Source organism: Acidobacteriaceae bacterium (assembly GCA_028283655.1).
Classification (GTDB): Bacteria; Acidobacteriota; Terriglobia; order Terriglobales; family Acidobacteriaceae; genus Granulicella.
Genome location: JAPWKE010000003.1, coordinates 639,199 through 651,218 on the forward strand (window position 1 = coordinate 639,199; position 12,020 = coordinate 651,218).

Annotated in this window: 13 protein-coding genes; 7 read left to right on the forward strand and 6 right to left on the reverse strand. The window is 62.3% G+C overall.

Annotated elements, in window-relative coordinates:
• Positions 1-33: 33 nt before the first annotated feature.
• The 5 genes from PW792_05445 to PW792_05465 form a co-directional block, all read right to left on the reverse strand.
• A complete protein-coding gene (locus tag PW792_05445; protein MDE1161376.1) occupies positions 34-957 on the reverse strand; it encodes a TerC/Alx family metal homeostasis membrane protein in 924 nt (307 codons plus the stop codon).
• A 33-nt stretch (positions 958-990) separates the two neighbouring features.
• Positions 991-1,389: a hypothetical protein gene (locus PW792_05450; protein ID MDE1161377.1), complete on the reverse strand. Its 399-nt coding sequence runs from the start codon at positions 1,387-1,389 to the stop codon at positions 991-993.
• 206 nt (positions 1,390-1,595) lie between these two features.
• Entirely contained in the window at positions 1,596-2,522 is a 927-nt protein-coding gene (locus tag PW792_05455; GenBank protein ID MDE1161378.1) for a M28 family peptidase, read from the reverse strand.
• Positions 2,523-2,574: 52 nt separating this feature from the next.
• Entirely contained in the window at positions 2,575-3,357 is a 783-nt protein-coding gene (gene tatC / locus PW792_05460) for a twin-arginine translocase subunit TatC (protein ID MDE1161379.1), read from the reverse strand.
• Positions 3,350-3,976: a twin-arginine translocase TatA/TatE family subunit gene (locus tag PW792_05465; GenBank protein ID MDE1161380.1), complete on the reverse strand. Its 627-nt coding sequence runs from the start codon at positions 3,974-3,976 to the stop codon at positions 3,350-3,352. The genes tatC and PW792_05465 overlap by 8 nt, the downstream gene beginning before the upstream one ends.
• A 114-nt stretch (positions 3,977-4,090) precedes the next feature.
• On the opposite strand from PW792_05465, the gene PW792_05470 reads away from it, so the two are divergent.
• The gene (locus PW792_05470) at positions 4,091-5,251 is read left to right on the forward strand and encodes a beta-propeller fold lactonase family protein (GenBank protein ID MDE1161381.1); all 1,161 of its coding nucleotides are present in this window, start codon (positions 4,091-4,093) and stop codon (positions 5,249-5,251) included.
• Positions 5,252-5,313: 62 nt separating this feature from the next.
• On the forward strand, positions 5,314-6,471 hold the full coding sequence (locus tag PW792_05475) for an SH3 domain-containing protein (protein MDE1161382.1): 1,158 nt from the start codon (positions 5,314-5,316) through the stop codon (positions 6,469-6,471).
• A 228-nt stretch (positions 6,472-6,699) separates the two neighbouring features.
• Here PW792_05475 and PW792_05480 read toward each other — a convergent pair whose 3' ends face one another.
• The gene (locus PW792_05480; GenBank protein MDE1161383.1) at positions 6,700-7,890 is read right to left on the reverse strand and encodes a DegT/DnrJ/EryC1/StrS family aminotransferase; all 1,191 of its coding nucleotides are present in this window, start codon (positions 7,888-7,890) and stop codon (positions 6,700-6,702) included.
• Between the two features lie 262 nt (positions 7,891-8,152).
• Between PW792_05480 and hfq the strand changes: the two genes are divergently transcribed.
• From hfq to atpH, 5 genes are all read left to right on the forward strand, one after another.
• Complete coding sequence (hfq, locus tag PW792_05485; GenBank protein ID MDE1161384.1) at positions 8,153-8,455, forward strand: RNA chaperone Hfq; 303 nt, start codon at positions 8,153-8,155, stop codon at positions 8,453-8,455.
• A gap of 11 nt (positions 8,456-8,466) precedes the next feature.
• The gene (gene hflX, locus PW792_05490; protein MDE1161385.1) at positions 8,467-9,909 is read left to right on the forward strand and encodes a GTPase HflX; all 1,443 of its coding nucleotides are present in this window, start codon (positions 8,467-8,469) and stop codon (positions 9,907-9,909) included.
• 378 nt (positions 9,910-10,287) lie between these two features.
• Entirely contained in the window at positions 10,288-10,749 is a 462-nt protein-coding gene (locus PW792_05495) for a hypothetical protein (protein ID MDE1161386.1), read from the forward strand.
• Entirely contained in the window at positions 10,749-11,465 is a 717-nt protein-coding gene (locus PW792_05500) for an ATP synthase F0 subunit B (GenBank protein ID MDE1161387.1), read from the forward strand. The genes PW792_05495 and PW792_05500 overlap by 1 nt, the downstream gene beginning before the upstream one ends.
• A complete protein-coding gene (gene atpH, locus PW792_05505; GenBank protein ID MDE1161388.1) occupies positions 11,465-12,019 on the forward strand; it encodes an ATP synthase F1 subunit delta in 555 nt (184 codons plus the stop codon). The genes PW792_05500 and atpH overlap by 1 nt, the downstream gene beginning before the upstream one ends.
• The last annotated feature ends 1 nt before the right edge of the window (position 12,020 follow it).

Below are 12,020 nucleotides of genomic sequence, written 5' to 3' on the forward strand. Positions count from 1 at the left end.
AGTTTAGGCGCGACGTAGGCGACGGGCCTGGGGTTATGCGGTTTTTTGTTTGAAGGCCAGGGAGGTGCCGACCGTGATGGCGAGAACTCCGGCGATGACGCCGAGGGAGACGAGGGGGCCGATCTCCAGCCAGTGGGCGATGAGCATCTTGACTGCGGCGAAGGCGAGTAGAGCCGCGAGGCCGTAGTGCATGAAGCGCAGGGACTTCAACAGGGCGGCGAGCAGAACGTAGAGCGAGCGCAGGCCCATGACGGCCATGATGTTCGAGGTGTAGGCGAGGAAGGGCGTGCGCGTGATGCTGAGGACGGCCGGGATGGAGTCGAGCGCGAAGACCACGTCGGTGAGTTCGACGGCGATGAGCGCGAGCAGCAGGGTGGTGGGCATCCAGAGGCGCTTGCTGGAGGAGCCGATGGCTTCGCGCGCGGAGAAGACGTCGGTGCGCGGGGAGACGGGGTGGACCTTCGTGAGCCAGCGGAGCCAGGCGGGCTGGTTGGTGGCGTGTTCGTCTTCGCTTTCGGGCTTGAGGAGGCGGAAGGCGGCGACGAGAAGGATGAGGCCGAAGACGTACTCGACCCAATGGAAGCGGGCGAGGAGGGAGAGTCCGCCGGCGATGAAGGCACCGCGCATGACAATGGCTCCGGCGACGCCCCAGAAGAGGACCTTTGGCTGGCGGTCTTCGGGGATGCCGAAGGTCTTGAAGAGAAGGAGGAAGACGAAGAGGTTGTCGACGGAGAGGGCTTCTTCGATGGCCCAGCTTGCGGTGTACTCGGTGGCGCCGCTGGTGCCGTAGTGCGGGATGAAGACAGCGGCGAGGGCGAGGGCGGCGGTGGTCCAGAGGACGGTGGCCCAGACGGCTTTGCGGTGGGGGTTGGGGAGGATGCGGTGCAGGCCGAACTCGATCGCCATGAGCACGACGACGGCGACGTGGAACCAGATCCAATGGGAGAGTGGGGTCACTGAGTGGGATTGTAAGTGTTTGCGCTGTGGGCGCTACTTGCGGTTGGTGGAGCCGGTGGCCCAGAGAGAGAGGGCGATCAGGGCTGGCTGGAAGAAGAGGCGCGTGAAGCGTTTGGTGTCGGTGTCGAGACCGAAGGCGTCGCGACGTTCGCGATACTGTGCGATGTTGCCGGGGAAGATGGCGGCGAAGAAGCCTGCGGCAGCGCAACCGACGAGGGGGCGGAGCTTTTCGGGGGCGAGCGCGAGAGCGGCGCCGAGGGCGATCTCGGCGGCCCCGGAGGCGAGGACGACGGTGTCGGTGTCGAGCGGCATCCAGGGGGGAACCTGGGCTTTGAACTCTTTGCGGGCGATGGTGAGGTGTGTGATGCCTGCTCCGGCGAGAGCAGCGCCGAGGGCGATGCGTGTGGCTTTCTGGGTGGGGGTTGTTTTCATGGAGGCTCCTCTGCTTGTGGGGTTAGAGGGCGGAGGGGTGGGGTGGGATGTCTGGCCGCCTCTGCTGGCGGAAAAGCTTTGACGCGGAGGGAGCAATGGGCGCGAAGGGGACGCGACGGGATTTTTAGAGGGTAGGGCTGGAGGCGGAGAAAAGCCGCAGGAGCGGGGCTCTCTGCGGCTTTTCTTTTTGGGAGTGGTTTGGTGGCTTAGTGCTGGTCGATGAGTTTGACGAGCTCGACGAAGAGGTCGGCGGAGGTTTGGAGGGACGTCGTGGAGAGCTTGTCGATGGTGTCCTTGGCCGTGTGGTGGAAGGCGTAGTCGCCGCGCTGCTGCTCGAAGGGGCCGTACTCGTAGGCGATGACGTCGAGGACAGGGACGCCGCGCTGCTTGAAGGGGATGTGGTCGTCCTCGATCGCCATGGAGTTGTGGAAGACGGAGGAGGAGTGGCCGGTGGTTTTGGCGGCCTTGTCGAGCAGGTCGAGAAGCCAGGGGGTGGAGTTCTCTTCGCGGTCGATGTTCATGCTCTTCCAGCCGAGCATGTCGGCGACGACGAAGGCCTTGATCTTGCCGATGGTGCCGTCGCCGGACCATTTGGCGGCGAGGTGGCGGACGCCGTAGAGCGAGTCGCTGGGGATCATGCCTTCTTTGCCGACGGCCTCTTCGCCGTCGTCGAAGACGAGCCAGATGGAGTAGCCCTGTGGCGGGTGGAGGCGGTAGTAGTCGCCGAGCGCGATGAGGAGAGCCGTGGTGCAGGCTCCGTCGTTTGCGCCTACGAAGCCGATGCTTTGCAGCGGGTAGTTGGTTTCGTAGTGGGAGGCGATGACGATGATGCCGTCTTTTTTGCCGGGGAACTTCGCGATGTAGTTGGTCATCGACATCTGGCCGGCCGGGGTGTGGGCGGAGAAGCGGTCGGTGACGAAGTTGCCCTTGGAGGCCTCTGGAGCGAAGTGGGAGGTGATGAACTTTTCTGCGGCGGTGTGGCCGGGGGTGCCGATGGCGCGGTGGGGGGCGACGGCGAGGTATTGCTTTGTGAGTTCCATGACTCGGGCGCCGGAGACGGGATGAGCCTGCGCGTGGGCGGCAGCGGTGGCGGCGAGGAGCAGGGCGGCGGCGAGTTTGCGAAGTAGGGTCATCGGATTCCGGGTGGGTGAGAGAGTCAACGCCGTTCAGTTCAGTGAGTGAGACTCAGGCTGCGGCCTTTTTGTTTCGGCGGGAGGGGTGGACGAAGTAGGCCACGAAGACGCCGAGGAAGTAGAGGACGAGCATGGGGGTGGCGAAGAGGCACATGCCGATGGGGTCTGGCGTGGGGCAGATGACGGCGGCGACGAGGAAGATTGCGAGCACGGCGTAGCGGAAGTGCTTGAGCAGGAACTTGGAGTCGACGATGCCGAAGAGCGCAAGGAAGAAGATGATGATGGGGAGCTCAAACGTGATGCCGAGGCCGAGGATGACGGCGAGGAAGAAGCCGGTGTAGTCCTCGATGGTGATCATGTGGTTGAGGTTGTGGCCCATCTGCTGGATGAGAACCTTCATGGCTCCAGGCAGAACGTAGCGGTAGCCGAACCATGCGCCGGCGAGGAAGAGGCCGACGGTGCAGAACATGAAGGGCCAGACGTAGCGTCGCTCGTGCGAGTACATGCCGGGCGAGATGAAGAGCCAGACCTGGTAGAGGATGAAGGGGCTGGCGAGGATGGCGCCACAGACGACCGAGGTCTTGATGGTGAGGTTGAGGGCGTCGGTGGGGTGCGTCATCGTCATCTGCAGGCCGATGTCGAGCAAGGGCTTCTGCATGTAGTTGATGAGTCGCTCGGAGAAGATGTAGGCGACGATGGCCCCGAGGAGGAGGTAGCCGATGGACCAGAGGAGGCGGCTGCGGAGCTCGGTGAGGTGCTCCATGAGACTCATGCCGGGAAGTTCGGCGCGGTCTTTGACGGCGTTACGGGCGCGGTCGAGAACGTCTTCAGCCATGGTTGGCGTTCTCCGAGGCCGGGTGGGCCGAGGTGCTGGGTTCTTCGTTGGTCACGGGGATGCTTTCGAGGAGGCCGCCGCCGAGCGGGTCGGCTGCGGGTGTGGACGCACGCGGAGAGCGTGATTCGGGCAGTCCGGTAGAGGGCGGCATGATGTTCAGGCTGCCGGAAGAGGCGATGGGAAGCGGCTCCGATGCTGGGGGCGCGGCTTCGAAGGTCGGCTCGGGTGCGGCGAAAGGTTCTGGGGCCGCAAAGGGCTCGGAGTCTGAGAGCGGATCGGCGAGGGCACGGGAGGCTGTTTCGTCGACGGGCTCGACCGAGGCGATGGATTCGCTGGGAGCTGTGTCGGGAGGCAGGATGGTGTGCTCGGGAAGCGGCTCCGGCTGCGGAAGGGCCGGAGCGACGGGCGCGGCGGCCTGCATGGCGGCGATCCGGGTCTCGCGTTCGGCTTGCTCGACGGCACGGAGTTCGTCTTCCATCTGCATCTTGAACTCGTTGGAGGCGCGGCGGAACTCGCCCACCCATTTGCCAAGTTCGCGGGCGAGGGCGGGCAGCCTCTTCGGGCCGAAGAGGAGTAGCGCCAGCACAAAGAGAAAAATGCTGTCAGAAAAACTCGGCATACAGCGATAGATGATAACGGCTTGCGTTGTGAGCCGTCAGATGAAGAAGGCTGCGACAATAAAAGAAACGATCTTCTGAGCGGAAACGCGGCAGCAGGGAGCTGGGATTTAGTGATGGATTGGCGAAAAACAGCGAGTCGAGCGGTGGCTGTGTCGGTATTGTGCGGATTACCTGCGCTGGCGGGATGCCAGTTCTTCTTTTCCTGCGAAAGCAAAGCTAGTTGCGGCGGCTCGGATACGACGACCTCGTCGAACATTATTTACGCGGGCAACAGCTCGACGGGTTCGACGTATCTGAACGGCTACTCGAATACGAGCGGTGTGCTGGCGGCGGTGACGAGTTCCCCGTTTTCTTTGGGGTATGTGCCTTCGGCGATGGTGGTGAACGAGGCTGGTACGTACCTTTATGTGGCGACGCAGACGGGCATCATCTACTCGTACGTGATCAGCTCGACGGGGACGCTGAGCGGCGTTGTGTCGCAGGCCCAGCCGGGGTACGCCGAGGCGTCGATGGATGTGAGCCCGGATGGAAAGTGGCTGTTTGCGATCGACGGATCTACGTCGACTGCGCCAATTCTTCATATCTATGCCATTGGAACGTCCGCGGCTTTGACGGAGACGACGCAGGTAACGCTGCTGAGCAACACGACGTACGCGATCGTTCCGAAGATGGTGCGTGTTTCGCCGGACAACGACTACATCGCAGTGGCGAATGGATCGGGCGGGTCAGAGATTGTTGCGTTTGATACGTCGAACGGGACGGTTTCTTCGACAGTGCAGTATCTGGGAACGCAGTCTTCGGGCGATGGTGACAACGCGATTGCGTGGGACAACAACGACCGGTTATATCTGGCGCGAACGACGGCAGTGACGAGCCCGACCCAGTACTCGGTGCTTGTTTACTCCGCTACCAGCGGAGCCTATGTAACGACGGCGATCCCTTCCAGCTATACGACGGGAACGGCACCGTTCTCCATGACGTTTGCGGATGATTACGCTTATCTTTACGTGGGCAACAGGACGGATAGTACGATTTCGATGTTCTCGCAGGCGAGTGGTGCGTTGACGTCTCTGGGAACGGTGAGCGCACCGACGAATGTTTCGGCTTTGACGGCGGACCAGTCTGGCAACTACGTGGTCGCTGCAGGATATGCGGCGTCGGGCGGGTTGCAGATCTACGCTGTTGGGTCGACGGGCGGGTTGACGGCGCAGTCGACGACGGAAGCCACGACGGCGACGACGAGTGTGCCGACGACGCTGGCGGCAACTCACTAGGCCCGGGGGAACATCCGGCAGAGCAGTAGAGCGTGTAACGACTCAGGGGAGGCACTTCGATTTTGCAGAGCGGGCTTTGGCAGCGTAGGACGGCAACAGCGGTTGTGGCTTTGGCGGCGATGATGGCAGCGAGCGGATGCTCGCGCTTTCGCAAGCACGACGGGCCGTCGAAGTACGTGTACGTAACGGCCAAGGAAGCGACTTTGCGGGACCGGGTGGCGGCTGTGTCCAACCGCACCGGGACGGTGGAGAACGGCGAAAAGCTGGCCGTGCTGGAGCGCGCTCGACGTTTTATCAAGGTGAAGACGCCGAGCGGCGCGGTGGGCTGGATTGAAGAAAAACTGACGGCTGACCAGGCACTGGCGGACAAGTTCGAAGAGTTGAAGCAGCAGCATCTGCATGACACGGTGGTGGCAAAGGCCGTGGCTCGTGACGATGTGTATCTGCACTTTGCGCCGGGGCGTTCGACGGAGCGCTTTTTCCGCCTGGGCGAAGGCGACACGATGAGCATGATGGAGCGGGCGACGGTGCAGAAGCCTCTGCCGCCGGGGCAGGCCCCGCCGCATGTTGACCCGAGTGATCCGAGTTCGCCGCTGGCTCCTCCTGCGATGGAGGACTGGTGGCTGGTGCGCGACAGCAAGGGCCAGACGGGGTGGATCTACTCGCGCATGATCGATGTGAGTGAGCCGGATACGCTGGCGCGTTACTCGGAAGGCCAGCGGATTGTGGGAGCGTATGTGCTCGCGACGGTGGACGATCCTGACTCAGGGATGGTGAACGGCGGCGTTACGGTGACGCAGATTCCTGAGTATGTGACGGTGCTGGCGCCGTACAAGGCCGGGTTGCCGTATGACTTTGACCAGGTGCGGGTGTTTACGTGGAACCGGAACAAGCATCGCTATGAGACGGCGTTTCGCGAGAAGAATATCGAGGGCTATCTGCCGGTCGTGATCACGAAGGGCAAAGATCCCTATGGCAAGAGTGCCATGGCCGGGATGGATCTGCCGATGTTCAAGTACCACACGCTGGCGGCGGAGGCCCCTGCGCCGGTGCCGGATGCGAGCGGGCTGATCAAGCCAGGGAAGCTGGTTGAGAAGACGTATCGGTTGGAGGAGACGACCGTACATCGGATTCTGCCGCCGGGCGCGATCAAGCCGGAGGAAGCGCATCCTGTGGTGGAAGAGAAAAAAGACAAGAAGAAGGGCAAGAAGAAGCGGTAGCTTCCTGGTGTTGTGGAACGGCCTCTGCAAATTGCGGAGGCCGTTTTTTTGTGCGGCCGGGGCTGAAGTCCGCTTGGGGTGGTGGCGGGACGGTGGCCTGAAGGCCACCTCTACTCCAAAGGCGGGGAGTTCGTTGGACAAGGGAAGGAAAGCCTTAACGCCAAGTGCGCCGAGTTAGGCGCGAAGTACGCGAAGGGGATTGCAGTGAACGCTAGTGCTGACGGGGTCTCAGGCGTAGAAGTGGCGGATGGCTTCTACGACGGTGGCGGCTTCGTCGTCGCGGAGTTCGGGGTAAATGGGAAGGGCGAGGACTTCGGCGGCAGCGCGCTCGGACTCCGGGAAGTCGCCGAGCTTGTAGCCGAGGGTGGCGAGAGATTCCTGCAGGTGCAGCGGGTGCGGGTAGTAGATTTCGCTGCCGATGCTGTGGGCCGAGAGGTCGGCGCGGAGTTCGTCGCGGCGCGGGGCGCGGATGACGAACTGGTGGAAGACGTGTTCGGCGCGCGGGTCGGTGTAAGGCAGGACGATGCCTTCGGAGATGTCGGTGCCGACGATGCCGGCGAGGTTGAAGAGGTCGGCGTAGAGCGCGGCGATCTGGCGGCGGCGGGCGTTGCCGGCTTCGACGTATTGGAGGCGGACGGAGAGGACTGCGGCCTGGAGGGAGTCGATGCGGGAGTTCCAGCCGACTTCGTCGTGGAAGTAACGCTTCCTCATGCCGTGGGCGCGGAGCATGGTGGCGCGTTCGGCGAGCGCGGCGTCGGTGGTGGTGACGAGGCCCGCGTCGCCCATGGCGGCGAGGTTCTTGGTGGGGTAGAAGCTGAAGGCGGCGAGGTCGCCGAGGGTTCCGGCGGCGGCGCCGTTCCAGCGCGCTCCCCAAGCCTGGGCGGCGTCTTCGACGATGGCTGCGCCGTGCTGTGCGGCGAGGGTGGCGAAGGCGTCCATGTCGGCGCACTGGCCGTAGAGATGGACGGGGAGAATGGCCGCGACGGTGGGGCCGCCAGCGCTGTGGTGGCGCTCGATCGCCTGGGCGGTGGACGCGGGCGAGAGGTTGAAGGTCAGCGGATCAATGTCGGCGAAGACGGGCGTGGCTCCAGCGCGGAGGATGCTGCTGGCGGTGGCGAAGAAAGAGAACGGCGTGGTGACGACGGCCTGTTTTTCGCGGGTGGAGGTGGTTTCTTCGTCACCAATTTCAAGGGCGGCGAGCGCGAGCCAGAGAGCGTCGGTTCCGCTGGCGCAACCGATGGCGTGGTCGACCTCAAGAGCGGCGGCGGCGTGAGCTTCAAAGGCCGTAACGGCGGGGCCGAGGATGAGTCTCTGAGTGTCGGCTACGGCGGTGAGCGCGGCGAGCAACTCTTCGCGGTGAGCGGCGTATTCGCGGCTGAAATCGAGCAGGGGGACGGGCTGAAGAGTGGCTTCCGACATCAGCCCTTATCCTAAACGCGATTTGCCACGTCTATGTGATTACGGAAGGCGTTGTTTCCTGCCGTAGCTCCCCCTGTTGAGGCTTCAGAGCTATAAGCCTAACGAATGGTGTCGATAAGACATTGAAGAAGAGTTTGCTCGTTGGGCTTGTTGGCTGTAGGCTAAACCCCGGCAAGATTGGGTTGTAGCCTGGTCGCTTCAACCTTTGTGGCAACAACCTTATTTTTGATCCAGCATCATGATTATCAGGAGATCGGCACCCATGGATTCGAAGCCGGCACAGAACATTCAGGATACTTTTCTGAACACGGTCCGCAAGGACAAGAGCCCTATCACCATTTACCTGGTCAGCGGTGTGAAGCTGACTGGCAAGATCCGCTCGTTCGACAAATACTCGGTGCTGTTGGAGAACAACGCCCAGGAACAGCTGATCTTCAAACATGCGATCTCGACGGTGGTCAGCGGACGTGGTCACATGGACACACGCCCGCATAGCGAAACTCGCGCACCGCAGGCACCGGGTGTGGCTGGATCGCAGCCTGTGGACCCGCAGAGCAACCACTAATTCGAGCACGATTGACCGACTACACCGCATCAAAAAATCACTCTGGCGCGAACCGCCTGAAACGTTCTGCCGAGCAGGAGCGCGAGCTCCTGCTTGCTCGGCAGGAGGCTATTGGCGAGCAAGCCGTGCTGGTCTGCGTGGACTTCAGCTCTGGCCGACCGAAGCTGTCGCCGGTGGCGTCGCAGGCGCGTGCCGCGGCGGCGATTGATGACGCGGCCGAAGGTCTGGGCGGTGCAGGGCAGGTGCAGCCTCCGGCTGCGGACCTGGACTTTGACGCGGCTCTGGCGGAGTTTCAGGAGCTGGCGCGTTCGGCTGGTGCGACGATTGCCGCGGTGATCGTACAGCGCAGGGCGAAGCCCGATGCGGCGACGCTGGTGGGCGGCGGCAAGCTGGATGAGATTGTCGCGACGGTGGCCTCGACGGGTGCGTCGCTGGTGCTGTTTGACCATGACCTGACGCCTTCGCAGGCGCGCAATGTGGAAGCCCGGCTGCCGGTAACGGTGATCGACCGGACGCAGTTGATTCTCGACATTTTTGCTCGTCATGCGCGGACTCGCGAGGGCATGCTGCAGGTGGAGTTGGCGCAGCTTGAGTACTCGCTGCCGCGCATCGGTGGCAAGGGCAAGACGATGTCCCAGACCGGCGGCGGCATTGGAACGCGTGGGCCGGGTGAGACGCAGCTTGAAGTAGACAAGCGCAAAATTCGCGGACGTCTGGACCGCATCAAGCAGCAGCTTGAGGCGGTGCGGCGGATTCGCAGGCAACAGCGAGGGCGACGCGAGGCTGTGCCGGTGCCGACGGTGGCGCTGGTGGGCTATACGAACGCAGGCAAGTCGACGCTGTTCAACGCGGTGACGGGTGCCGAGGTGCTGGCCTCTGAGCGGATGTTTGCGACGCTTGATCCGAAGCTGCGGCAGCTGACGCTGCCTTCGCGACGCAAGGTGCTGCTGAGCGACACGGTGGGTTTCCTACGGCATCTGCCGCATGCGCTGGTGACGAGCTTCCGCGCGACGCTGGAAGAGGTGGAGCGTGCCGAGTTGCTGGTGCATGTGCGTGATGCCGCCTCGCCGACGCTGGAAGAGCAAAAGGCGCAGGTGGAGATTGTGCTGAACGAACTGGGCGTGGGCGATAAGCCGACGCTGCAGGTGTTGAACAAGATCGACCTGCTGGAGCCGAATCAGCGAGTGTTTGGTCCGGGCGAGATCGGAGTCTCGGCGCTGAGCGGCGAGGGCCTGCAGGATCTGCTGACGGCGATCGATGCCGCGATGACGGCTGATCCGCTGCTGGAGGTCAAGTTCAGGATTCCGCAGGCCGAGGGGCGAGTGATTTCAGGGCTGGAGCGTGGAGCAAATATCTCGCACCAGCGCTTTGAAGGGAACCTGGTGTACTTCACCGCGCATGGGCCGGGGTCGCTGCTGGAGCGGTACCGGAAGTTTTGGGTGCGGGACGAGTAGCCCGAGCGGAGAGATTTGTTGGCAGAAATAAATACAGGCCGCCTGACGAGGGGAGCGGAGGTGGAGTCCCCTGGTCACGCGGCCTGCACGACCCTGAACGGGTCTCGGCTGGTGCAGCTAGTGTACCTCCGGTGGTTCTGGTGGCGAGAGATTTTTTTGTGAATTTGATGTGAGAAAAGTCTTGGCACGAGAGGCCTGTTTTTTTACGCGTATTTGGCGGTAAACGCATGTCCTTTTTGACTTTCCAGTGGGGCCTTTGCTACAAGTAATGAGTACCAAAGGCAGATAATTTCACTGCTGGTATCGGGGCGACTGCTCGAAGGGCAAAACACCCCGCAGAACCGGTTCCCGGTTCCTCCTGTACCACCCTGAAAACTCATGGAAATTTTGATTCAACTTGGCGGTCTTGTGCTTGGTTCCTTGCCAACCGCCATCCTGTTTGTGTTGTTGGTGATCGCGTACCAGGTGCTGGTGAACGGCCCCCTGGAAAAGACGCTTGCCGAGCGCCGTGCCCGCACGACGGGCGCAGTGGAGCAGGCACGCGGAGCGATCGCCGCGGCGGAAGCCGAGACGGCTGCGTTCGAAGAGAAGCTGCGTGTTGCGCGGGCCGAGATTCTGGCCGAGCGTGAAGGCAAGCTGCAAAAGCTGCAGGCCGACAAGGATGCTGTTTTGAACGAAGCACGCTCTATCGCGCAGGATCGTGTGCGCGCGGCGAAGAACGAAATTGAGGCTTCGGCCGTTGTAGCTCGCCAGCAGATCGAACAGGCGACCGAACAGCTCTCCGAGCAGATTCTGCGTGCAGTTCTGCCGCAGGGTGTGGCTTACACGGGGGCACGCTAATGGCTACGTTTTCGAAGAAGCTGATGATTGCCGCGATGGCCGTGGCGATGTTTGCTCCGGTGGCTGTGGCTCCTCGCGCGTTTGCGCAGGAAGCTGCTCAGCACGCTACGGTGCCTTCGTCTTCGCCGGTGGCGAATGTTCCTGAGAAGAAGCAGGAAGTGAAGGACGAGAGTGACGAGTATCGTCACTCGCCGATGGTGACCAAGCTGGGCGCGATGCTCGGCATGAACGTCGAGCAGGCTGCTACGGCGTTTACCGTATTCAACTTCCTGATCCTGGCGATTGCGATCGGCTACGGCTTGCTGAAGATGCTGCCGAAGACGTTCCGCGCTCGCTCGTCCGCGATCCAGAAGCAGTTGGTGGATGCGCGTACGGCGACGGAAGAGGCGACGTCTCGTTTGAACTCGGTGGAGGCCCGTCTGGCGAAGCTGGATGACCAGATTGCCGACTTCCGCGAGCAGGCCAAGACGGACTCGGTGCGCGATGAACAGCGCATCAAGCAGTCGGTCGAGGACGAGAAGGAAAAGATTCTTGTTGCTGCCGAGACTGAGATTCAGTCGGCGACGGCGACGGCTCGTCGTGAGATTCAGAAGTACGCTGCGGAACTGGCCGTGGAGCAGGCTGCTCGTAAGCTGGTGGTAACGGCTGAGACGGACCGTCTGCTGGTGGAAGCATTTGCGCACAAGCTGGGCGCAGGGAAGGGAGAAGCCAACTAATGGCCGTAACGAACTCCGCTGCGCTGCGCTATGCGCAGGCCCTGAGCCAGGTAGTGGTCGAGCAGAAGCTCGATGGCGCTGCTGTGGAAGCTCAGTTAAATGATTTCTCGACGATGCTGCGCGAAAGCGCTGATCTTCGTGATGTGTTGATGAACCCGTCGATCCCGGAGCCGCAGAAGCTGCGGTTACTGGACGCGCTGGCTGCGCGCACCGGGCTTTCGAGCCAGGTACGCAACTTCATCGCGGTGATCGCAAACCACGATCGCATCCACGAGTTTGCGGACATGGTGGAGGCTTACCATACGCTGGCCGATCAGGTAGCGCAGGTGGCTGAAGCTGAAGTGGTGAGCGCGCATCCTCTGGATGACAACGCTCGTCGCCTGATTGAGCAGAAGATTGCGGAGATGACGGGTGATACACGCGTGAAGGCTACGTATACGCAGGACGCGAGCCTGATTGGCGGAGCAGTCGTCAAGGTTGGATCGACTGTGTACGATGGATCGGTTCGCGCACAGTTGCAGCAGTTGAAAGAACGGCTCGTCAGCGCAGCCTAAC